Source organism: Syntrophomonas curvata (assembly GCF_052976825.1).
Genome location: NZ_CM129641.1, coordinates 498695 through 522686, shown reverse-complemented (window position 1 = coordinate 522686; position 23992 = coordinate 498695). Strand labels below are relative to the sequence as shown.

Annotated in this window: 20 protein-coding genes and 1 pseudogene; 3 read left to right on the top strand and 18 right to left on the bottom strand. The window is 48.7% G+C overall.

Going from position 1 to position 23992, the window contains the following annotated elements:
- Positions 1-73 precede the first annotated feature (73 nt).
- Positions 74-2131 carry a DNA topoisomerase III gene (locus tag ACU70B_RS02400; protein WP_447184765.1) on the bottom strand — a complete coding sequence of 686 codons (2058 nt, stop codon included), beginning with the start codon at positions 2129-2131 and terminating at the stop codon, positions 74-76.
- Positions 2128-2316, bottom strand: a complete 189-nt coding sequence (locus ACU70B_RS02395; RefSeq protein WP_447184764.1) for a hypothetical protein — start codon at positions 2314-2316, stop codon at positions 2128-2130. Before ACU70B_RS02395 ends, ACU70B_RS02400 begins: the two co-directional genes overlap by 4 nt.
- A 374-nt stretch (positions 2317-2690) precedes the next feature.
- Between ACU70B_RS02395 and ACU70B_RS02390 the strand changes: the two are divergent.
- Positions 2691-2951: pseudogene (locus tag ACU70B_RS02390) on the top strand (PAS domain-containing protein); the annotation flags it as partial.
- 156 nt (positions 2952-3107) lie between these two features.
- Positions 3108-4175, top strand: coding sequence for a sigma-54 interaction domain-containing protein (locus tag ACU70B_RS02385; protein ID WP_447185688.1), 1068 nt, complete (start codon positions 3108-3110; stop codon positions 4173-4175).
- A gap of 86 nt (positions 4176-4261) precedes the next feature.
- Here the strand turns inward: ACU70B_RS02385 and ACU70B_RS02380 are convergent, their stop codons facing one another.
- The 11 genes from ACU70B_RS02380 to ACU70B_RS02330 all read right to left on the bottom strand — a co-directional run bounded on the left by ACU70B_RS02380 (position 4262) and on the right by ACU70B_RS02330 (position 17065).
- On the bottom strand, positions 4262-5332 hold the full coding sequence (locus ACU70B_RS02380; protein ID WP_447184763.1) for a TRAP transporter substrate-binding protein: 1071 nt from the start codon (positions 5330-5332) through the stop codon (positions 4262-4264).
- Positions 5333-5788: 456 nt separating this feature from the next.
- On the bottom strand, positions 5789-7084 hold the full coding sequence (locus tag ACU70B_RS02375; RefSeq protein ID WP_447184762.1) for an MFS transporter: 1296 nt from the start codon (positions 7082-7084) through the stop codon (positions 5789-5791).
- Positions 7085-7156: 72 nt separating this feature from the next.
- Positions 7157-8050 (bottom strand): DMT family transporter, encoded by an 894-nt coding sequence (locus ACU70B_RS02370; protein ID WP_447185687.1) that lies wholly within the window; start codon positions 8048-8050, stop codon positions 7157-7159.
- 191 nt (positions 8051-8241) lie between these two features.
- Complete coding sequence (locus ACU70B_RS02365; RefSeq protein ID WP_447184761.1) at positions 8242-9900, bottom strand: carbon starvation CstA family protein; 1659 nt, start codon at positions 9898-9900, stop codon at positions 8242-8244.
- A gap of 113 nt (positions 9901-10013) precedes the next feature.
- Entirely contained in the window at positions 10014-10358 is a 345-nt protein-coding gene (locus tag ACU70B_RS02360; RefSeq protein ID WP_447184760.1) for a cupin domain-containing protein, read from the bottom strand.
- Positions 10359-10409: 51 nt separating this feature from the next.
- Positions 10410-12692 (bottom strand): xanthine dehydrogenase family protein molybdopterin-binding subunit, encoded by a 2283-nt coding sequence (locus ACU70B_RS02355; protein ID WP_447184759.1) that lies wholly within the window; start codon positions 12690-12692, stop codon positions 10410-10412.
- 13 nt (positions 12693-12705) lie between these two features.
- Positions 12706-13173: a (2Fe-2S)-binding protein gene (locus tag ACU70B_RS02350; RefSeq protein ID WP_447184758.1), complete on the bottom strand. Its 468-nt coding sequence runs from the start codon at positions 13171-13173 to the stop codon at positions 12706-12708.
- Positions 13170-14036: an FAD binding domain-containing protein gene (locus ACU70B_RS02345; RefSeq protein WP_447184757.1), complete on the bottom strand. Its 867-nt coding sequence runs from the start codon at positions 14034-14036 to the stop codon at positions 13170-13172. The genes ACU70B_RS02350 and ACU70B_RS02345 overlap by 4 nt, the downstream gene beginning before the upstream one ends.
- Before the next feature lie 88 nt (positions 14037-14124).
- On the bottom strand, positions 14125-15336 hold the full coding sequence (locus ACU70B_RS02340; RefSeq protein WP_447184756.1) for a dihydroorotate dehydrogenase: 1212 nt from the start codon (positions 15334-15336) through the stop codon (positions 14125-14127).
- 502 nt (positions 15337-15838) lie between these two features.
- Entirely contained in the window at positions 15839-16219 is a 381-nt protein-coding gene (locus ACU70B_RS02335) for a DUF4363 family protein (protein WP_447184755.1), read from the bottom strand.
- Between the two features lie 156 nt (positions 16220-16375).
- The gene (locus ACU70B_RS02330; RefSeq protein WP_447184754.1) at positions 16376-17065 is read right to left on the bottom strand and encodes a DUF421 domain-containing protein; all 690 of its coding nucleotides are present in this window, start codon (positions 17063-17065) and stop codon (positions 16376-16378) included.
- Between the two features lie 216 nt (positions 17066-17281).
- On the opposite strand from ACU70B_RS02330, the gene ACU70B_RS02325 reads away from it, so the two are divergent.
- Positions 17282-17632 (top strand): DUF2512 family protein, encoded by a 351-nt coding sequence (locus ACU70B_RS02325; RefSeq protein ID WP_447184753.1) that lies wholly within the window; start codon positions 17282-17284, stop codon positions 17630-17632.
- Between the two features lie 71 nt (positions 17633-17703).
- Here the strand turns inward: ACU70B_RS02325 and ACU70B_RS02320 are convergent, their stop codons facing one another.
- From ACU70B_RS02320 to ACU70B_RS02300, 5 genes are all read right to left on the bottom strand, one after another.
- The gene (locus tag ACU70B_RS02320; protein WP_447184752.1) at positions 17704-18651 is read right to left on the bottom strand and encodes a 3-hydroxyacyl-CoA dehydrogenase family protein; all 948 of its coding nucleotides are present in this window, start codon (positions 18649-18651) and stop codon (positions 17704-17706) included.
- A gap of 56 nt (positions 18652-18707) precedes the next feature.
- Complete coding sequence (locus ACU70B_RS02315) at positions 18708-19730, bottom strand: ketopantoate reductase family protein (RefSeq protein WP_447184751.1); 1023 nt, start codon at positions 19728-19730, stop codon at positions 18708-18710.
- Positions 19731-19776: 46 nt separating this feature from the next.
- The gene (locus ACU70B_RS02310) at positions 19777-21396 is read right to left on the bottom strand and encodes a class I adenylate-forming enzyme family protein (protein ID WP_447184750.1); all 1620 of its coding nucleotides are present in this window, start codon (positions 21394-21396) and stop codon (positions 19777-19779) included.
- Between the two features lie 41 nt (positions 21397-21437).
- A complete protein-coding gene (locus tag ACU70B_RS02305) occupies positions 21438-22241 on the bottom strand; it encodes an N-acyl homoserine lactonase family protein (protein WP_447184749.1) in 804 nt (267 codons plus the stop codon).
- Between the two features lie 128 nt (positions 22242-22369).
- Complete coding sequence (locus tag ACU70B_RS02300; protein ID WP_447184748.1) at positions 22370-23809, bottom strand: 4-hydroxyphenylacetate 3-hydroxylase family protein; 1440 nt, start codon at positions 23807-23809, stop codon at positions 22370-22372.
- Positions 23810-23992 lie beyond the last annotated feature (183 nt).

Genomic DNA, 23992 nt, shown 5'->3' with positions numbered 1-23992 from the left:
TAGGATTTAAAATTTTGCACCCGAATTTATATTTTAGGTACTTGAAAGCCATTTGTCAATTATTATATCCAAATTATTTTTCCTTATCCTTTTTAGCCAGGGCCGCTTGCAACAACTCACCCAGATTGGTACCCAGTTCTTCTTTATCGCTGTAGCGGGCAATCAGCTTCTGGGCGGCGCGGCTTCCCATCTTGCCGTAATCATCACCTTTTTCGGGCTGGCGGTAGCCGCAGGAGCGTTCCGGGCAAACCAGCATTTTACCCCGTTTGCCGTTTACTATAAGCATATAGCGGCCGCATTGAGGGCATTTGCTCTTGGATACATTGTCCGGCCGGTATACGGTGCTGTCGGCCCGGATGTTCTGAACCAGCCGGGATGCATCTTTACGAATGTCGCTCATAAAATCGGCTTTTTGGGCCTTGCCCCGGGCTATATCAGCCAGCCTCTGCTCCCACTGCGCCGTTAATTCCGGTGAACGCAGGGCTTCGGGAACCAGCCCCTGTAACTGTATACCTTTGGAAGTCGGGACCAGCTCCTTCCCGTGGCGTTCAATATAGCTGGTATGAACAAGTTTTTCAATAATTTCCGCCCGCGTGGCCGGAGTACCCAGACCGCTTCCCTTGATGGATTCACGCAGCTCCTCATCCTCCACCAGTCGGCCGCAGTTCTCCATCGCACTCAGCAGAGTAGCCTCGGTATAGCGGGCAGGGGGTTTGGTTTTTTGCCTACTGCTTTTACAGCTTTTGACCTGAACTTTTTCTCCCTTTTGATACCGTCCCAGGATCTGTTCAGGTATTTTCTCCTCATCGCTTTCTTCCTTATCGGCAGGAATTGCCTGTACCGCATGCCAGCCCTGATCAGTAACCACTTTGCCCCGGGAATAGAAGCTTTCGCCCTTAACCACAGTAATGACGGTAGTCTGGTCATAGCCGAAAGGCGGGAACAGGACCGCCAGGAAACGTCTTGCAATCAGATCATAAAGCCGCTTCTCATCCTCATCCAAGGCAGCCAGGTTAAGCGCTTGCTCAGTAGGGATGATAGCATGGTGATCCGTTACCTTGCTGTCGTTGACCAAACGCTTGCCGGGATTAATTGGCTTTGCCAGTAAAGATTTTGCCAGGGCCTGGTAGGGGCCTACAGCCATGGCCTTCAGTCTGACCGGCAGGGTAGGCACAATATCGGCGGTTATGCAGCGCGAATCCGTACGGGGATAAGTTACCAGCTTATGCCGTTCATAGAGATCCTGCAAAACAGCCAGGGTCTTCTGGGCCGGCCAGCCATAGCGGCGGTTGCCGTCCCGCTGCAACTCAGTTAGATCATAGGCCAGCGGCGGGGGTTCTTTTTTGGCTTCGGTTTTAACTTCCGCAACGATCCCCTCCTGCCCTTTAATCTTGGCAAGCAGTTCCTCAACCTGGGCCGGCCGATACAAACGCCCGCCGTCAGGGCCGCGCCAGTCACCAAAAAAGCCGCCGAAATCGCTTCTTACCGTCCAGTAGTCCGCCGGGCGAAAATTCTTAATCTCTTGTTCCCGATTTACTATCATGGCCAGGGTAGGAGTCTGCACCCTCCCGGCGTTAAGCTGGGCGTTAAATTTGCAGGTTAAGGTTCGGGTGACATTAAGCCCAATCAGCCAGTCAGCTTCCGCCCGGCAGACTGCCGCAGCATATAGATTGTCGTATAAGCTTCCCGGTTTAAGGCGATTAAACCCCTCCCGAATCGCATTATCGGTCTGGGAAGATATCCACAGGCGCTTAAACGGTTTTTTCCAGTGCACCATATCCATTATCCAGCGGGCTACCAGTTCCCCTTCCCGACCGGCATCAGTAGCGATTATAAGCTCCTTGATATCCTGACGATTCATCAGCCCCTTAACCACCTGATACTGGTGCGCTGTTTGCTTGATTACTTTTAATTTCATCTTTTCGGGCAACATGGGCAAGTCCTCCATGTGCCACTGTTTAAGATTTTTATCGTAATCCTCCGGCTCGGCCAGGGTGACCAGATGTCCCAGAGCCCAGGTAACCACGTAATTCGGCCCCTCCAGGCAGCCTTTGCCCTTATGCCTGCAATCCAGTACCCGTGCGATTTCCCGGCCTACGCTGGGTTTTTCCGCCAGTATCAGGGACTTCATGCCTCACCCTCCGGTTCGGTATTTGCGGCAGGCGCCAGCGCACTTTTTTTATTCTTGTTTTTGCGCGCCTTGGTGGTTCCGAAGCGATCCTGCGGCCCTCGCCTGATACTACCCTGGGATGCGCTTTTCTCTTTCTTCCCGGCAATAAATTTTCGCATTATTTCTATGTCCGTATTTTCTGCCATTTTCCTATCCTCCTGGATTAATCGTTCCTAGTTATTATACCACAGCAGTTATTAACACTTGGACTCTCCAGAGCAGGGGCTCCGTCAGCCCCGGTAGGTTTTAAAAAGAGATTAGCGCTGATATCGCAGCATATTGTTAAAACCCATTGCGGGCTGTATTTTTAGGTAAGTTCATGGGTAATGCCGGTATATCCGGTATATGGTGGATATCAGGCAATTTTTCCGCCCCCAAAAAATCGGAAATAGTATATAATTAAGTTAGTTCCCTAACGGATAATTATATTCATTCCCCGCATATTTTGAGAAGGGAGTTGACGCATAAGCACGCGTATTGGATGGGCCTTTATAATTAAAATTTAACAGGGGTGGATAGGATGGGTAGACCAGACTTAAACCGCAACGAATTAAGCTTTTTACGGAGTAACTTTGTTGATGCTGGAACACTCGGATATGCCTGTCTTGATGTTGCTGTGGCTGAAAGGTTTGATCATTGCTTAGCCAAAATTATTAACCATATGCCTGCCGGTATTATTTTTTTTTCAGGTAATGGTACGATTGAGCTAACTAATCCCGCTATGGTACAAATCTTGGGTAAACAGCCAGATGATATATTAGGAACCCTTTTGTTTGATCTTTTTGTAGGCAAACCCCCCTTATTCAGTAAATCTTTTTATAAAGGTAATTCGTTCGATAACGTAGAGGTTGTTTTAAATGGGGTTTCAAAAAAAATCCCTTGTCTAGTTTCAGGCTATATGAACCTAACTGAGAATGAAACTATTGACAGTGGGATAATGTTTTTTCAAATTATGGATCGGATCCATCGCCCGGCGGTCTGTTCCGGAGCCCGGGCGCAGTATTGTTTCGACGATATCATCGGCGCCAGCAATGCACTGCTGGAATGTATTGTCAGTGCCCGGATAGCTTCCAGCAATGACAGTAACGTATTGCTGCAAGGAGAAAGCGGTACCGGCAAGGAAGTTTTTGCCCAGGCTATACACAACGCCAGTTCACGGGCAAAAGAACCTTTTATCGCTATCAATTGCGGAGCTATACCCCGGGAACTGGTCGGCAGCGAGTTGTTTGGATATGTTGAGGGGGCATTTACCGGAGCCAAGCGGGGCGGAAAGATTGGTAAATTTGAGCTGGCTTCCGGAGGCACCATTTTCCTTGACGAAATCGGAGATATGCCGTTTGATTTGCAGGTGGCATTATTAAGAGTGCTCCAGAATAGGCACATTACCCGGGTCGGCGATTCCAGGGAAATCTCAATAGATGTTAGGGTAATCTGTGCTACCAACAAGGATCTTCGTTACGAAATAGAAAAGGGAAATTTCCGCGAAGATTTATATTACCGCTTAAACGTTATTTCGATCACTATCCCGCCGCTGCGGGATAGAAAAGAAGACATTCCTTTACTGGTGAAGTACGGCCTGGAAAAATGGGATACAAGCCATAAAAATACTCTCGCTATTTTGGAACCGGGCATAATGGATTATTTGCAGAGTTACTCCTGGCCCGGCAACGTTAGAGAGCTGCAAAATATAATAGAAAGGCTGGTGTCCATATCCGCTCACCGCTCAATAAGCTTTCGGGATTTGCCATCGGAAATACTCTCCCCTCTAGGCAACCCTAATCCCATAGTTACTCACCGTCCTCAATCATTAGCTAATTCCCGATTCGGTTATAAACAAAAAAGAAAACAGGATCTGGCAGCAACAGAATACCGTAAAATAGTAAATCTGTTATATGCCAATAACGGTAACGTCTCTCAGGTAGCCAGGGAAATGGGGCTTTCCCGCATGACCCTGTATCGCAAGATGAAGCTCTATAATATTACCCGAGACGACGAAGACCGATGATGCTCCGGTAAAACGGATGACGCTTTTTAAGGAAATCCCCTGCGCATCATATAGCTGCCGCAGGGGATTTCAAAAGGTAAAAGGAGTTACCTGCTGGCATTCTCAACTTCGGTCGTAAGTTTATCAAGCAACACCTTGCCCTGGTCGTCCATCATCCCGATAAGCGCATTTTGGGTCGGTTCCTTAATTTTGGCGGCAAAGGCGTCTTTTTGCTCCTGGGTCAACACGATAATTTTCATACCCGACTTTTCGAATGCTGGTATTATGGCCTCCCGCTCTTCTTTAGCAATGGCTTGCCGCAGCCAATCACGGCACTCGTCTGCTGATTGTTTGAGCGCAGCCTGGTATTCCTGGGGGAGATCGTCCCACCAGTCTTTATTGATGCCAAATACCAGGGGCAGCCACCCATGGTCGGATATAGCCATGCACTTTTGGACTTCCTGGAATTTCATATCATAGATGGACATCATCGGGTTCTCTTGACCATCTACCACCTTTTGCTGAAGAGAGTTGTAAGTCTCGGAATAGTTTATGGGAATGGCACTGGCACCCAGAGCTTTGAACTGAGCAATCAAAACCGGATTTTCCATAACCCTCATCTTTTTGCCCTGAAAATCCTCCGGCTTAGTGATTTCAAAGTTGCCGGTCAGTTGTTTAAACCCGCTTTCCCACATAGTCAAGACATGTATGCCGGTCGATTCATAGGCTTTGAAATATTCCTCGCCAACTTTGCCGTCCATCACCTTATAGGTTATCTCCCGGCTGGGAAACAGGTAAGGCATATCGGTTATCGAAGCCGGCGGAAAAAAACTTACATAGTTGGAGTTGGGCACCAGAGCTGCCTGCTGGGTGTTCATCTGCACTGCTTCAACCTGGGCCCGGGCATTGCCCAGCTGTGAAGCCGGATACAGCTCCACCGTAAGATTGCCATTGGTAGCCTTCTCGACTTTCTCTTTAAACATTACGCACGCCTGATGCTTAACCGATTCTACGGCTTCAACCGTGCCCAGTTTCATGGTATATTTCTGGGCGGGAGCGGCTTGATCGGGCTCTTTGTTTGCACTTTTTTCTTTATTGCCGCAGCCGGTAGCCAACAGGCTTGATGATATTACGAGAATCATTACTATCAGCAGTAAACGTTTCTTTGTCTTCATCATTCTTTTTATCCCTCTTTCGTCCTTTAGATAGTCTTTTTTAAATAGTGTGTAATAAGGGATTTCTCCAGGCCTGGCTTGCAGATCAGGTTTACTGGGATCGGAAACCAGCTATGCAGGGCTTAATTGGCCCCAAGGCTTCATCCCCCTCCTGTTAAGCAATCATTTCCGGCCCCTTCAGGATCAGAATACTTTCTGCCCTGCTAATTAGCAATTACCGTGCCAGCAGGAGCCGAAACCGGATTTTGCCGCTAAATCGGGCAACAGGCCCTATACCCTGGCCTTCAGGGATTGTGAGTTTTGTCACAATCTGTAATGTTACGTAACCCGTTTGGGTGTCATCTCCTGTAACAGAAAAGCCTGGATTCATCTAAAAAGGGCTGTCCCGAAGTCCGGTGGGACTTCGGGACAGCCCTTTTCTGTTACGGTTTAAATAGGTAATGGGGGAAAATCAAAACCTTATTGAGAAGCTATATCTTTTTGGGTTAAATAGATTGCCCAGGCTATCACCAGTGTCGCCAGGCACATGGCAAAAGCAGATTTAAAGCCTGAGGCAGCAATAATATTATCGGTAACAGGAGCTCGGGCGATGATGCCTGCCATTACCTGCTGGTAAATAGCTCCGCCGCTGAAGGCGCAAAAATTCAGAACCCCTAAGGCTGTACCCGTCATCCTTAAATCAACATTCTCCTGCAGGTTACCCGACATCAAGGCAAAGGTTCCGCCAAAGACACCATACAAAAGCAGCAGAACCCGGATAAAGCTTAGCGGCATGGAGTCAATCCAAAAAACCAGCGGGATCCAGGTCAGGATATAGCCGAAAATCCCGACCATCGCCACCTTTTTTTTGGACTTTACCACCCGGTCAGCCATAATTCCTACCATAAGACATCCGCATATCATGCCCATAGGAATCATCATCAGCAGTTGGCCGGCCTGGGCATTGGTCAGATGATAGACATGCATCAGGAAAGGCCCGCCCCACAGCCCCTGAAAACCCATTATGGTTCCATACAGCACAAAAAACATTACCGCTATGGTCCAAAAATTATACTTGCCCAGCAGTATTTTAAGGCTTTCCCCTATGCCTAAGGGAGCCGTACTGACAACCGGCATATTCTCGATATCGGCAATACTGGCGCCGCCGATCTCGTAAGGCTTGTTGCGGACAATCAGGCAGAGCAGAACGGCTATAACCATGGAAGCAAGTCCTACTGTGGTCATGGCGCCTCTCCAGCCTATGGCTGCCATAAGAGCTATCATAGGAGCGGCGGAAGCCAATGAGCCAATATTGCCGATAGCCGTGAGTATCCCGCAGTAGGTGGCGAATTCATTCCTTTTAAACCAGTCGGACAAAATTCGTGTAGCCGAAACGAACACAAACCCGGACCCCAGCCCCACCAAAAACCTCGCAGCCAGGACGGTGCGGTAACTATTCGCCTGGCCGAAAAAAATGGCTCCCAGGCCGGCCAGCATTACAAACGCCGATAGGGTCTTGCGTGCTCCCCAGCGGTCAGCCAGGATGCCGGCCGGCAACTGGCCTAAGGCATAGGCGTAAAAGTACATTGAGCCGATAAATCCCACCGCCGTAGGGGTTATGTTGAAGGCGGCAACCAGTTCCGGAGCCATGGCTGCGGTGGAGGTGCGGTGGAAATAAATTATGAAATAAGCTACTGCAATAACCGCGTATATGTAATAGCGATATGACAGGGTTTTTCTGATGGCAGCCTGAGAGGCTTTTTGAACATGTTCCATGGCCACCCTTCTTTCCGATTTACTGCCGCAATAATCCCATACTGCTGCAATAAATTCATATATTTGGCATCCTCAGGCATCGAGCTGCCGCACTTTGCTTAAGGACAGAGATGATACCAGTATACCGACTATGATCAGCAATCCGCCGATTATATGATAGGCATAGACTGATTCCCCCAGATACAGGCTGCTGATTATTAAAGAATAAAGGGGGATTAGGTTATAAAAAGTGGCAGCTCCGGAAGCTCCAAAATCCCTTATTCCCTGATACCACCAAACAAAGGCCAGGACTGAAGCAAAAATCCCCAAAAATACAAGCAACCCTACCGCTGACCAGGGCAGGCTGGAAACATGATAAACATGCACCTCCCAGGCGCTCACCAGCCACAAAAGAGGAAGTCCCATTAAGGTGGTAAAGGCAATCGTCTCCAATGGGCTCAATACCTGCATGGCTTTTTTGCCTAACACTGAAAATAGAGCCCAGATAAAGGTGTTCAGGAAAATGATCATGTCCCCGATATTGAATTTAGCCAGTGAGCCTGGGTTGCCGGCACTAATAATTATAAAGACCCCGATAATGGACAAAATAGCCCCCGCGCATTGGGGGCCGGTAACCTTTTCTTTCAGGATCAAAGCGGCCAGCAGCATGGTGGCAATCGGGTTAAAGGAATTAACGATGGTCCCATTAGCAACCGTGGTGTATTTAAGCCCGACATAAAGAATCCCGTTAAAGGCAACTACGCTGGTAAGACTGATCAAAACCAGATTTAAAATGAAGGGCAAATCCGTCCGGGGCAATTTTTTTCGGCCGATAATGATCCAGAGGCCGAAAATTATTCCCGCCACGGTAAAACGTCCGCCGGCGATAGTGAACGGCGGCAAGACGCCAACCAGCACTTTTCCGAAGACAAAGTTAAGCGCCCACAAAAAGGGTACAATCAGCATCAGTATAAAGGATCGTTTCATTTCCAATCATAGCCCCCTAAAGCCTAGAGCGAACCGGCCTTCCGGGGGCCAGACCCTCCGTTTGGTCGCCGCGTAGATAAAATTAGCTTCATCAGCTCTTCCAATTATGCAAATAACTCCGGTTTTAATCAAACACAAAAAGGCCACCCTGTGACCTTTTTGTGCCTTTTAATTAAGCTATAGCCCTCAAATCATTGCCCTACTGCAGCATTGCTCGGCGGCATGGGAGCCCCGCTCTTGAGTTGATTAATCTTATTGTAGATCTGAATTGTCCCCAGTACAAACAATACCGTGATAAAAATAGACATGCCCGCAGGAACAAATTGCGCCTTGGCAAAGAAGCTGTACACGAAGAATGCCAGCGCTGCCGCAGAGCTGATCCACATGAAGGCTCCGGGTATAATTATCCAGCGATAAAAATGGCCGTCGAACGCTTGCCCGCTTTCCAGTTTCCTGATGACCATAATCCCATAAGGGAATATGGCAAAGGTCAGTGAAACCAAGGCAAATCCGGCCCAAAGCTGGCTGAAGGGAGTATAAAATGCCAGCAGGGTGCCGACTAAGACCACAAAAAAGGTGGAAACGATAGGCTTCTTAAGCTGCAGAGAATCCAAAACGGGAATGTGGTTGGCCAGTTCTTCAACCGAGTAACGGGCTCCCCTGGCATAGGCATCCATGGTGGTAATAACGAAGCCGGTAAGGGTCAAGGCCCCGATTGTCATGCCGATGCTCTTGGGAATCCCCATGTATTGACTGGCAACATTGGAAAAAGCGGTGGAGAAAGCCCCTCCGGCATTAGTCACGACACTCGAAATAAAGCCGTCGTAGCCGAATTGACTGGCAATCAGGCCGATGGTGGCAATACACAGTACGGTTTCCCCCTTGGTGCCGAAGCTCACTACCCCGAAAGCGTGCTTTTCGTTGCTGAGCTGGCGGGAGGCTATACCGGCAGACATCATGCTGTGAGTGGCATTTATAGCACCGCAGGTGATCGTTCCCATAATTGCCGGCCACAAAAATCCCCGGGCTGATTCCCAGCCGACAAAGGCCGGAAATATAAACTTGGGCATACCAATCAAAAGAGCTATGGTTATCAATCCGATACCGCCGACTAAAACCCCCGAATTCAAGAAGTCGCGGGGGGCCAAAATCATCCAGACCGGCAGATAGGCGGCTATGAATGTGTAGCAAATCAAGATGATGACCCAGGTATTATAGGAAAGAGAAATGGGATGCTTGATCCCCAGATAGATGAAGAAAACCCAGACTATCAAAGAAACGATGGTTCCTTTAGCCACTGAAATACCTTTGTAAGCCCTCAGATAACCGAAACAGATGGCGATAACAGTCAGCATTATGGTTGGAATGGCTGCCATCGGTACGGTTTCCATAGTCTTGGCCATGGTAGTCATGAAAATAGCATAGGTAATAGTGCCTAAAAACCACAGGGCCAAAGTAGTCACCACGCCAGTTCCCTCACCGATTATGCTTCTGGTTATTTCACCCATGGTAGCTCCGTTTTGGCGAACAGAAGCCATCATATGGATATATTCGGTAGGTGTGCCTAAGAAGGTGACGCCCAGCAGGAGCCAGACTATAGCCGGGATCCAGCCCCAATACAGACCGACAATGGCCGAAAGAATAGGTGACAAACCCGCAATAGCCATAAAATATTGTCCGGCAACTATGACCGAATGGTTTGAGGCATAGTCCCTGCTGTTGCCGGCCAGACTTGCAGGTGTGGGCCGGTTGGGATCCGGCGGCAGCAAGCGTTCAATCGGTTCTTTGGTCATAAAATGAGATGCCAACAGTACTCCATATCCTCCGACAAGCCATATTAGTGCATTCATTATTCTTCCCCCTTCAATTTATTGAGGATTTAAGAACCTATACCCCCGGGTGTGTTCCCTATTTCCCCCACCCAGGGGTATATTGGGCCTTGCAAGTTAAGAAAGTGTTGCTGCTATTTCTCGAACGTCCTGATTTCCAGGGTCATGCACCCTTCCGGAATGTTATAGGGGCCATGATACATTCCCGGTGGACGGCAGGCATACATGCCTTTGATATAGGTTTCCTTCTTTTTCAAGTCCATCAGGCTGCCCTCGAGTATATATACTTCTTCCCAGAAATCATGAACCAAGGTTTCGGTCGTTACCATACCGGGAGGAAATTTAAGCAGCCTGGTATATGAACCCGTCTGAGGGTCATGGCTGAGTATTTTCTCGATGATGCCTTCCTGCCCTCCCTCTACCTGCCGCCAGGCAATGTTCAGATCGTGGTCGAAAAATTCCAGTTCCGGTTTTGGCATTAGATCCCCTCCTATTAAAATCAGTGTGCTATGAATAATGCATACTAATGTTTATTTCTTGTTTTTAAGAGCGGCTAAAATCTTTTCCGGGGTAATAGGCAGTTCATTAAAGCGCACCCCGGTAGCATGGTAAATGGCATTGGCAACGGCCGGCGCTACCGGATTCAAAGCTGGTTCCCCGATGCCTTTGGCTCCAAAGGGACCGTTGGGTTCATCGGTTTCCACCCAAATACTGTTGATGCGGGGGACGTCATTGGAACCGGGAATACGGTAGTCTAAAAAACCGTCGTTTAAGATTTTCCCGTCCCGGGTTAACATATCTTCCATCAGTGCCCAGCCAATCCCCATGGCTACACCGCCTTCAACCTGGCCGGCCAGGAGTTTGGGATGAATCACCCTGCCTACGTCATGAGCAGCCCAATAATTGACCACGTCCACATGTCCGGTCGAGGTATCTACTTCCACTTCGGCAATATGAGTGCCGAAAACATATGCCGGGGATACATTTCCGTATTTTTTATCATCAGGCAGCTGGGTGTCAGGGACAAAATAGCCCGTGCCGATAATAGCAGAGCCGCCATGCCTAAACACATATTTCTTGGCTACCTCGGCGAAAGTCAGTCTTAAATGGGGCCGATGAGTCACATAAATTTCACTTTCCCGGGCCGTTAAATGATCTGCATCGACCTCAAGCATTTGCGCTGCGGTTTCCAATAATATTTTTTTCGCGGCAGCAGCCCCGGCCTTAACCCCCCTGCCTCCTACGGTTGTTCCTCTGGTGGCCCAGGAACCCAGGCCAAAGGGAGAAATCTGGGTGTCAATTTCCGCTACCCTGACATCACTCAGTTTGGCTCCCAGCTCTTCCGCCGCTATTTGGGCAAATGCCGTGTCCTGCCCCTGTCCCATGTCGCATTCCCCATGGTACAGGACAATCTTGCCGTCTTCGGAGATGCGCACTAGGGAGCTGGAGCCGTCGAAAGGCGGGAAAAAGCCGCGGTTGCCGGAAACATGATTACAGCATGCCAGTCCTACGCCCCTGAGCCTGCCGGGCTTGACCTCTTCAGAAACCCGGTTGTTAAAGGCTTCCACTGCTTTGTCAACCGATTCAACCAGTCCGCAGGAGCCTATTCTCCAACCGTGCGGGTTGGTATAATTACTGGTCACCGCATTTACTTTTCTTATTTCTTCCGGTTTCAGGCCTAACTTCTCGGCCGCCATATCCAGCATGCACTCCAGGGCGAAAATAGACTGCGAATTGCCGAAACCGCGAAAACAGCCGGTCGGTACGGTATTGGTGTAGACCACATAAGCATCGGCCTTGACATTTTGGAAAGTATATAAAGAATCTATGCGATAGGCGGCCGTTGACACTATCGCCGGGCCATATACTGTTCTGGCGCCGTTGCCGCCAATCAAATACATGTACTTGGCCGTACATTTTCCATCCTTTTTGAAACCCATTTTCATTCGATACTTGATCGGTACCCTGGGGTTACCGGCGACAAAATCTTCGTGCCGGGTATTGACTACTTTCACCGGGCGTTTGGTTTTCATGGCCAGAAGGGCGCAGGCCAAATGGGCGACGGTCTCAAATTTGGCCCCAAAAGCCCCGCCCATAAACGGTTTGATAACGCGAATATCTTCCGAGGATATTCCCAGGGCTTTAGCGTAAGTCAAGCGGGTTTTGTTGGTAATTTGAGTCGGCAGCCACATGGTCAGCTTGTTATCTTTTTCCGGCCGGACTACGGCCGCCATAGTTTCCATATAAGCCTGGTAAACCTGGCTGGTAGAAAAGATTTCCTCCAGAATCAGATCCGCCTCGGCAAAGCCGGCTTCAATATCCCCCTGTTCAATGTGATATTCGGCGGCGATATTCCGTCCCCAACCCTCATTAACCAAGGGTGCGCCGTCTTTCATGGCATCTTCCAGTTCAAACACACCCGGCAGAATCTCATAAGTAACATCGATTAAATCCAGCGCCGCCTCTGCGGTTTCCTCGTCAACGGCCGCGACTGCCGCCACTTCTTCCCCGGCAAAGCGTACTTTGTCCCTGGCAAAGATATACCAATCCTCATTGGTAGCCATAGGGCCGAATTTTACCTGCGGGGTATCCTTAAAGCTGACAATTGCCTTGACTCCTTCCAGGGCCTCGGCCTTGCTGGTGTCAATATTTACAATCCGGGCATGGGCGTGAGGGCTGCGCAGAATTTTGCCATACAGCATTCCGGGCAGTTTCATGTCAGTAACATAAACTGCTCTCCCGGTAGCCTTTTCCCAAGCGCCATACGGAGTTACCGACTTGCCTATATAACTGAAATCATTATTGAGCGCCAAATTACCCACCTCCTTACTCTTTTCCCGCCGCCGCCATGACCGCGTCGACAATCTGCTGATAGCCGGTACAGCGGCAAAGATTGCCTGAAATAGCATCTCTTATTTCGGCTTCGGTGGGATGGGGGCTTATCTTCAGCAGGGCCTTGGTTACCATAATCATACCGGGACTGCAATAGCCGCATTGAATGGCGCCGTTATTGATGAAGCTTTCCTGGATGGGATCCAGTTTGCCTTCGGAATCCTCCAGTCCTTCGATCGTTTGGATCGATTTCCCATCGGCCTGGACGGCTAATATCAGGCAGGAACTTACCGGCATACCATCCATAATGACGGTACAGGCACCGCATTCTCCTTCACCGCAGCCCTTCTTGGTTCCCGTTATCAACAAATTATCTCTGAGCACATCGACCAATTTGGTAAGCGGGTCAACCAGCACCTCATATTTGTCACCATTTACGGTTAAATTAATCTGTTGCTTCACTGCTCTTCACCATCCTTCCACAAGGATATCAGGGCTTTTTGAACCATGGTCTGAACCAATTCCCGGCGATAAACGGCAGTAGCCCGTATATCATCAATTGGTTTGCACTCCTCCGCCGCCTTCAGCGCCGCTTTTCCTATAATCTCGTCAGTCATGATATGTCCGTTCAACAGGGCTTCAGTCTCATCTGCCCGCATCGGCACCGGTGCAACCGCTCCCAATCCTATCCTAACTTCCCGGCATTGGTCTCCATCCAGTTTAAGGACACAGCCCATACTGGCCAGAGCAATGTCCATGGAACGCCGCAGGCTCTCTTTCAGGTAAATGCTCTTAGACCCTTGCGGCAGCTTGGGTATTTCTATCTCTTTCAGGATTTCCCCCGGCAGCAGCGCAGTTTGACCAGGCCCCTTAAAGAAGAGATGCGCCGGTATCCTTCTTTCCTCCTGCTTGCTCCTGGCAACCATTGTCGCGCCTAAAACCAGCAGTGGGGCGGCGGTCTCGGCGGAAGGAGCGGCGGTAACCAAATTGCCGCCAATGGTTGCCAGAGTCCGTATCTGCCAGGAGCCTAAAAAATGCGCCGCCTGCGCCAGCAAGGGGAATTCCTTCCTGACCAGCGGTGAATATTCGATTGCATTAATATTTGACAGAGCACCGATTTTGACGGTACCGGCATCGGTCTCCTCAATATAGTTCAATTCCGGGACCCTGGTTAAATCGATTATGGCCGATACCTTGATCCGTTTATGCTCAAGTTTAACCACTAAGTCAGTACCTCCAGCCCATAAAGTGGCTTCCGGGAATTCGGTCAAATAATCCAGCGCTGCGTTCAGATTGGTCGGCTTTAAATAAATTTGATCCTGCAATCTCGTCACCTCGAATTTCTATAATTGGGGAGAATGCCTGTGGCCTTCCGTACCCAGTCGGCAAACAACATGTCCTTCTATTTCAGGATTAATTGAAGTCCCCCAGGAAAACAGGTTTGGGCCCTTCCATACGGATAGCGTCATCCGGACATAACGCAGCACATAAGCCGCAGCCATCGCACTTGCCGGGGTCAATTTCAGCCGTTCCTTCGTCATCCAGGCTGATGGCATCGTAGAAGCACCACTGCGGGCACATTTTACAGCCGGTGCATTTCTCCGGGTTTACCTTGGAAATGGCTTTGGTTTCTCTATCAACCATATCCCAGCTAATAATCTGAGGCAGGGTAATCCCCCTAAATTCAGCGATACTGCCATAGCCTTTTCTTTCCATATAAGACTCCAGTCCCTTTATAAAATCTCCTATCTTTCTATAACCGCGGGTGCCATACATTAAAGCGGTACAGGTCTGGACCGTACTGGCTCCGCACATGATGGCCTTAACCACGTCTTCCCACTGCCAGAATCCACTGGTTGCGGAAATAGGAATATCTACTTCCCGGGCTATTTTGGCTACCCATTTGAGCATAATCGGACGCATCCATGGCCCGCCGGTACCGGCAAAAGAGCCGTGCAGCAAAGGCCGGCCTGTCTCTATGTCAATATCCAGGGCGGGAAAACGGTTGACCGCGGTTACTCCACTGGCACCGCCTGCCTTCATCTTCTTGGCCATTTCCAGTGGGCTGATAGCTTCTGGAGTCAGTTTTACAAATACGGGTATGTCAATGGCATCGGTTACTGTCTTGAGCACTTCGACCGCAGCTTCAGGATCGCTTCCCAGCTCCTGTCCGCTCTTATAGCCCAGGTCGCGGGGATGGGGGCAGCCCATATTGAGTTCCATCATATCCACACCGGTAGCTGCCATCTTCTTAGCCAGGTCTTCCCATATCTCTAAGCTGCTGCCGGAAATACTGCCCACCAATATAGTGTCGTGCTTATGGCAGTATTCGGCGGATGCAGCCAGTTCTTCCGCCCATTCGTCAGGGGTATAGGTGGCTAAGAATTCACAGGAATAGTTGGAAAAATCGTGGGGCCAACCTTTTTTATGCAATATGGTAAAACGAGGCGATACATAATGCTGTAGCTTTGACTCGTAGGTAACTGTCTTGGCAATTATCCCCCCGGCGCCGGCATCCACGCATTTCTTCATATATAAGGCGTCTTTTGATGGTGTAGCCGAGGCTACTACAATGGGGTTCTTGAATTTTTTCCCGCATACTTCCACGCTCAAATCCGGTTTCATGATATCTTTCTCCTTTCATTATTTAATCTATTGCTGCATCTTGAGCCTCAGGGGAAAACTTATAATATATTGGTACGCAAATCCCATGCCAACGACGGCAGGAAATGCCCAACGCCCTATTAGCCGGAAACCAAGCGACTGTAATCAGCTTTGCCAACCCTCTCCTTTTTGTCACAATCTGTCATGTTACGTAACCTCTTTAGGTATCACCATCTGTAACACAAACTCACAAGGTATTAAGCTTGAACTGCCAGTATCCGTCAATATGCGTAACAGAAGAAGGCTTGAGGCCAGAAGGAGGATTTAAAACCCAGGCGGAATGCTGTCGTAATGCGGCAGTCCGATTAAAAAAGATTGGAGGCCGGATTCGGAAAGATAGTAGGGGAAACCGCGACCTTTTCCTGACCGGAATATCAATCCGGTAATTGTTTGCAGGCAAAAAAATACCCCTGGTTCATGAGCCATTGGGGCAGCGGGTATTAAGGATTGTGTCTTATGCCGGCTAAAAAATATTCTCCAGATTTACCGCTTCCTTTCTCGGAATATGTTCAATCATAAGTTTTAATTCAGAAAGCTGCCCCAGAGAGAGGGCCTTATCCCGGCTGATTACATATTCTTTGACCCGGGCCAGTGAAAATTCGATATTGTCCATCTCCTGATGGTCCAGAAAGGCTGGCCACCATCTGGCTTTTTCTTCCCACATTTGCTCCAGTTGTTTACTCTGTTGAGCCGCCGCTTCCCAATCCTGCTGGGCTATGGTCAAACTTATCACGCTAATCTGCCGGCTCAGGTCATTGGTGGTTTCCTGCAGTGAATGATTAAACCAGACTGCCATGCCGATAACCATGCCCAGGATTGCGGCTAATGTTATTAATAATCTCATGATTATGCTCCCTTTAATAGGAAAATAGACGCAGACAATACTGACTCCTATGGCTAACGCAGAATTTTCAATACGACTTACACTCAACTACCCACCCCTTCCGCTTTGATAGTTAGCTGCATGCGCCCCAGGGGCTGTGCCCCCGAGTCATAGGATCTAATTGCCACCTTGAGCGGAAGATTTCAGCTGAAAGTAAAGCTGTCCGTGGGCGTTAAGACTCGCAAAGAAAACATCTTTGATGTTATTGACTTCGAATCTTTCCAGTTCCTGTCGCAGCCAATTGGTATCATGGCCGACTCTGGTCAAGTTCTCGTTGATGACGCGACCGTCGATTATTAAGGTGGTGGGCAAATCCTCGTATTCAGGACTGATATTCAAGTCCTGGGGTATAACCGGTCTTTTCTCCGATTTGAGGATTACACTAAGCTGACCGCTGGTTTCCAAAATGGCATATTCAACATCACTGATGTCAGGTACATCCTTCAGGCGCAGTTGCTCCAGCAAGTCGTTAAGATTGTAGCGCAACCTCCTCAATTCTTCCTCAACTATGCGGGAATTTGCAATCACAATACTGGGTTTACCGCAAATTACCCCCCGGGCCTTTTCACTGTACAGGGATATCAAAGACAAGAGAACCTGGGCGGCTACCAGAATAAATATCGGTATCAATCCGCTTGCCAGGGGAATTCCGGTGTTCTGCATAGGTATGGCTGCCAGCTCGGAGATCATGATAATGACTACCAGTTCATAAGGCTGCAGTTGTCCTATCTGCCTTTTTCCCATAACCCTCAGCAGGAGGACGGTAGCGGTATATAAAATTAGTGTCCGAATAATTACCAAAAGCATGTAATCATCCCTTTGAGCCTGCGGGTATTAGTTTTATTGATTAGCGCGGTGGAAATGAATTCGCTTTTAATATTATTGCCCTCTGCTGATGCTTTATGTAAACCGTGGAAAAAACGGTTTCAGGCTCTGCTTCAGGGTACGCCGTTATATTGGCTGAATAAAAAACCGCCCCCTGGGCAAATAATAAAAAACAATTCTATTTGGAGGTGAAAGGATTTGAAAACATGGATGAGCTTGCTGTTAAAGTACGCTATGATCTTTGTAGCCGGTTTTTTAACCCTATCGTTGATTAATGGTAACAGTGTCCTGGAAGTACTGGCAATAGCTCTGGTAGTGGCAGCCTTAAGTTATGGGGTGGGAGACTTGCTGATTCTGCCTGCATCCAATAATTTAGTTGCAGCTGTAGGTGATGGATTAATGGCTGCTATTATAGCCTATATAATTGCCTGGTTATGGCCGGCAGTTACAGTCAGCTTCCTGTCTGTCGTCATATTTGCCATACTGGTAGCGGTGGCAGAGTATTTCCTTCATATTTATCTCATGGCATCACATGAAGTTGCCCCTTAGGCATCTCGTATTATACGGAAGGCCCTTGGGTCATGGTAATTATCCTGCCAAAGGGCCTTCGCGGTATTTTTTTAAGAGTCGAGTTCTTTTATGGCCTTTAGCATTTTAATTATCTTGCTGTTTCTCTTCTTGTTAATTTGAGCCATATCCTCACCCGAATAATCTTTTAAGCCCTTACCGGATTTTATTCCCAAGCGTCCCCGGGCCACCAAATCATTGGCTATGGGGTTTCCGCCCTCGGCAGTACTGCATAGTTGCGGCACCAGGAAGGCGGTAACTGCCTGAACTACATCCCAGCCTATATGGTCGGAGAGTTCCAAAGGCCCTTCGAAGGGATAACGGGGGCCGAAAGTACTGACAATGGCAGCATCTATATCCTCGGGAGTTGTCCAGCCCTGACCTACCATATACCCCGCTTCGCGAACTATAGCCACCGACATACGGTTAATAATAAATCCGGGAACATATTGTTTGATGACTGCCGGTTTTTTACCCATCTGAACAAGCAATGCCTTAACCTTTTCCAGGGTATCGACGGAGGTGCTGGGGCCAAGCACCACTTCGACCAGCGGCATGATATGGGGGGGGTTAAACCAGTGGGCAATTATCAAGCGCTGCGGATTTGAAACCTGAGCAATATCGAATATGTTAAGCGCCGAGGTGTTGCTGGTGAGAATGCAGTCCGGGGGGCAGAGCTTATCCAGGGCGTTATAAAGCTCCCGTTTGACCCCTGCATCTTCAATAATAGTCTCCACTATCAGATTAGCCTGCAATGCCGCTTTTTCATAACTGGTATCATAGGTTATCAGCTTCTCAGCCCTTTGGGCGTCAGCCGCAGTAGCCTCCCCCATTTCAATCAAACTGGCTATATTGTTGGCAATCATCTCCCGGGCGCGCCCCAACTGTTCGCTACTCTGGTCCGCCAGGGTGGTGGCAAAACCGTTGACGGCAAATACCTGGGCGATGGAATGTCCCATGGTACCGGCACCTATAACCAGTATGTTCCAATCTTCAAACATTAATTATCCCCCTTTCTACAAGAAGGGTGCCCATGCGGGCACCCGTTAATAAATGCTTACTCGGCAGGAAGCTCGGGCAGTTTCATCCGGTCGACATTGGCGGGCTCAATTTTATATCTGCCTTCCCACATCCCTCTAATGATCTCTACTGCCTGGGCATTAACCGGGGTGTATACTCCATGTTTTTCACCCCATTTGCAGATAATACCGTTATAGGTGTCGATTTCCGGTTCCCGGCCTGCTTCAATGTCATAGAGCATCCCGGTTCTTATGCCCCGGTGCGGCGTTATTAACTTGTGAAATATAGGCGTCTTGGTTTCATACTCTTTTTCACTGTTGCAATCAAGAATTCTGATATCGAAACCCTGGATAGGTTCCGGAATTACATCGGCAGCTCTGGCTACCGCCAAGGATTCCCTCCAGATGTGGGCGGCACACTTAAGGGCTTTGGGGCTGTCCAGTACATCGCCATAGGTGCCGGCTACTACTCCGGACATGGTACTGAAAGAACTGTTTATGGTCAGCTTGGTCCACCTGATGCCAATCAAGTTGCTCTGTTTTTCAGGTATCCCTGCTGACTGTAATATCGTATTGATCTGATCCAGACGTTCAGTCATCCGGCCGTCCAATTCACCCAGGTCATAGGTCATATTTTCCGGTTTGGAGGTAAGCTTGGATACTCCCGGCTCTACCCAGGTTGCTCCCCATCCTACGATACCCCCTATTACTCTGTCTTTTCCAATGACTTCAGCTACGGCATCTTCAGGAATGCCATTCTGCATGCAGACTACTGCTCCATCCGGTTTGAGGTATTTGGCTACATACTTTAGAGCTGATTCATTCTGGGTTGTTTTAGTAAGGTAGAACATGATATCATATGGTTCAGTCATTGCCTCGGGGGTCAAAGCCTTAACCGGTTGTACCATTTCCATCAGACCGATTATTTTGGCCCCCTTTTCGTTCATAGCTTTTACATGGGCAGCATTAACATCTATCAGGTCCACATCATATCCGGCTTGGCTTAAACGGGCACCTACTATGGTTCCCAGAGATCCGGCTCCCATTATCGCTAATTTCATAGTTCTGCCTCCTTTTTACCCTAAATCTTTTTTAGCTTTCCTTTAGCTAGGCATTTCGGGCCTTGGCCTGCTCCATCTTCTTGAGTTCCTGCTTGAGTATCTTTCCGGTCGGGTTGCGGGGTATATTATTAGTTACTTCCACATATTCAGGCTGTTTATACTTGGCTAGTTTGTCCTTAAGGAAGTCCTTAATTTCATCTTCGGTCAGGTTTTCTCCCGGTCTGGGTACCACAAAGGCTTTGACTCTTTCCCCCAGATGCCGGTCGGGAATGCCTATTACCGCTACTTCGCCAACCTTGGGATTGGCTTCGATGGCTATTTCAATTTCTCTGGGATATATATTCTCTCCGCCGCGGTTGATCATATCTTTCTTGCGGTCAACGATGTAGATGTAGCCATCCTCGTCCATATAGCCGACATCACCGGTATGCAGCCAGCCGTTCTTTACCGTTTCGGCCGTTGCCTCAGGCTTGTTCAGGTATCCTATCATATTGAACTCGCCATAGGTGCATATTTCTCCCCTTTCCCCCCGGGGCAGGATGTTGTTGCCGTCATCCATAATTTCCAGAGGCTGTCCCGGTACTGCCATGCCGATAGAGCCGGGCTTTTTAGTCCCCAACGGCGGATTCAGGGTTGAAAGTCCGATTACTTCGGTGAGGCCGTAGCCCTCCAGAATATTTACATCAAATCTGTCTTTAAATCCCTTGATAAGCTCAACCGGCAGGGGGGCTGCGCCGCAAACCGCATATTTGAGCTTGAGCTTGGAGCGGTCAATAGTATCGGGATCAGCCGAGTTATAAATATAGGAATACATAGCTGGAACCCCCATGGCAATGGTTACCCCATACTGGAGCACCGAAGGCCAGAAATCGGCCGGCGAAAATTGTTTTCTTATGCAAACAGTGGCACTGGCATACATAATCGTATAAGACCAAACACAAATGGGATTGGTGTGGAACATGGGCATAACAATCATCATGACGTCATTGCCTTCGAAAATGCCCGTATGCATGATGGATTTAACTACCGCCAACTGAGCCCGGTTGGAACTCAAAATGCCTTTGGGGTTTCCGGTAGTCCCGGAGGAATAGAGAAGCAGGAACGGGTCATCGGGATTTTGCGGAACCAATGCCTCATCGGCCGGATAGCTGGCTAATATTTCTTCCAACGTAGTCCGGGCAATATTCTCATTGTGTTCAGAATCAGTCTTGACTTCCACAACTATAGGTTTATGACTGGCCAGGGCATAACCGGCAGCAAAGTCCTTCATAAAATTACTGCCGACAAAGACTGCCTTGGGTTGCGAGTCATCCAGGACATATGCAATTTCCGGGCCCTTTAAGGCATAGTTTATTGCTCCGGCAACAGCTCCAAGCTTTTGGGCGCCAAACATGGAGTAATAAATTTCCGGTGCATTAAGGATCATGACCGAGACTACGTCACCTTTTTTTACCCCCTGGGCTTTGAGATAGTTTGCCACCTTATTGGCGCGCTCGTTGGTTTGAGCATAAGTTATAGTCTGATCATAGTAATAAATATGGGGTGCGTCAGGATGCAGCCTGACCCGGTCAACTATCATCTCCGCCACGCTGTTAAAATCATGCTTTTTACCCTTAAGGAACGGCAAGTCATCCAGAGCAACCGTAGGATATATATTATGGGCCATATTAATTCATCCTCCTCGTATTTATTCTTTCCGTTCCAGAATTATTTTTCCGGAAAGACCTTTCCAATCAGACTGGGATCATGACCGGGTAGAATATGGCTGCGACGACCGGCTATAGATAATACCCGCCAGATACTGTTGTACCAGTCACTTAAGTCGGTGTGGATGCCGGGCGGGTAAAAAGCATGTCCTGTTTGTGGGGTGCAGGGTACTTTATTGCCCGCAGCGTCAGTAAATTCAGTCATTTCAGGATAAATATTTACCCGGGAGTACGCCAGGTCTCCTGACAGCACATAGATTCCATCACTGGTATTGACAACCGTCGCTTGCTGCCCTTTGGTATGTCCAGGCACGCAGATAACCTTTACCCCATCCGCTACCTCATAGCCATCATCGGCCAGTACCAAATCATAGCCTTCCAGTTGGGTCAGCAATTCGGTCAAATATACCCCCCTCTGAATAGGCAGCGGGGCTTTGGCATATTCCCATTCCGTTTTTTGCAGTATGAACTGGGCAGTGGGGAAAAGCCCGATATTAGCGGCGTGGTCAAAGTGCATATGGGTTATTATGACGATATCGATATCTTCCGGTTTGAGGCCGATACCGGCCAGAGCCTTTATCATGCCCTGAGCCCCGCCATCAACAATGGGAAAGCCATGAAAATTCCCATCGGGGCCAGGCTCACATACGCCGGTATCAACCAGAATCTTCTTCGTTCCTCCATCCAGATAATAGGCAAGCACAGGAGCTACTATCGGGGTAGTCATGTCAACCATCTGGGTGACAACGCCTTTAACGGCACCGATTTTTGCTGCTACCAGCGGATAAATCCTGTATTCGGTCATTGATCTCAACCCCTATCATTTTAATACCGTGCTCTCAAGCAGTTGCATCATTGAATCTGGTTTATCATAAGAACCGGAGTCAGGGTCAGTTATACTAAGTGGGATTCAAATACCTTTCGCATGGCTGTTTATTTGTCCTCGTCTTTTATACCGGCCAGATACTTGGCCATGTTTTTCTTGGATTCAACGTCATAGGTGCTCATAATGGCAATATCCTCCATTATCGGAGACCCGCCTCCATGAACCCCGGCCACCTGTAATATGGTGGCAAGCTCTGAATTCAGGACGTCACAGGCCAGATGTGCGGCACGATAGTGGTTTTCAGGCGAGACACCCTCTCTGCGGGTTACGTATTTTTTCACAAATTCACCCACCACCGGGCTGTTATACTCGCTGGATAACGGCAAAGTTGCCGGCAACCCGCCAGCGACATCGCAAAGCAGATTATACTCGTGGTAAATATTATGACCGGCATGTCTTCTGCCTACGTTAGCAAAAATAACGTTTGGTATTTGAGTACCAGAAGCGGCCTTGGAAGACTTTACGCTGGCAGCAATCCCCGCAGCATATACAAGTTCGGCCACACTTATGAATTCCGCCATCTTTTCCTTAACGTGAGGCATCTTTTCTATCCCCAGGTAATCTGCCATCAGGGCGGTAGTTCCCATCAGCACATCACTTACTCCTGGTTTACATCCGCAGTAACTGTGCCTGTGATAAAGGGCAAAGAATAATGCCAGGCCTCCCCCGATATCCGTTTCACCATTCAGGAAAATCCTTTCATTGGGTACAAACACATTGTCAAATACAGTGAAACTCTCTATATCGCCAAATTCAGCGATAGGGGCTTCGGTTTCCGGTTCGCGGCGGCTAAAATAGCCTTCTCTGCCAATCATATAAACACCCTCGGTATCAGCAGGAATGGCAAAGGCTATGGCATAATCGGTTTCGTCTTTGGCGAGATACCGGGTAGGGATAGCTATTATTTCGTCGGCATAAGGAGCCATGGTGTTGTGCAGTTTTGCTCCCCTGACCACAACTCCGTCTTCTCTTCTTTCCACCACATGCAGATACTGGTCAGGATCCGGCTGCTCGCCTGGTCTGAATCTCCGGTCCCCTTTGGCATCGGTTTGAGCGCAAGCCGCTACCAAATCATTTTCCTGGAAATATTCCAGGTACTTGAGCCATCTTTCATGGTAGGCGGTTCCATGGCGCAAATCACAGTTTTTGGTGGATACGGAAAGAGCGTTCATGGCATCAATGCCCATGCATCTCTGTATGCAACCACCGGTAAGATTGCACAATTTCCTCGTCATTTCCTGTTTCTTGAGCAAATCTTCAGGAGACTGGTGAATGTGGGTAAAACGGTTGATAGTCTTGCCTGTAATGTGAGAAGTTGCGGTGACTAGATCCTGAAATTCCGGGTCCTCGGTTTTTTCAAAGGTTAATTGAACTGCCCTGCTCCTTTGAACTACCAGGGGATCATCCCTGCCTACCAGCTTTCCGTGTATATAGAGGTTTTTTCTCATACCTGCCAGTTTTTCAAGGTATTGCTTTGATGTCCTCATAATTCTCCTCCTAAATATCTTTGCCGTTTTATCTAATGCAACACTGGTTCGGTTTTAAGCCGCTGTTAAAAGCCACCTCCCCCGCAGTTATTTGCCTGATCGCTGTTTATTGTTACCTGCGCCTGCAACCAAACGAAAGGATATTTCAGCCATACGCAAATACTATGCCATACTACCGGTGAA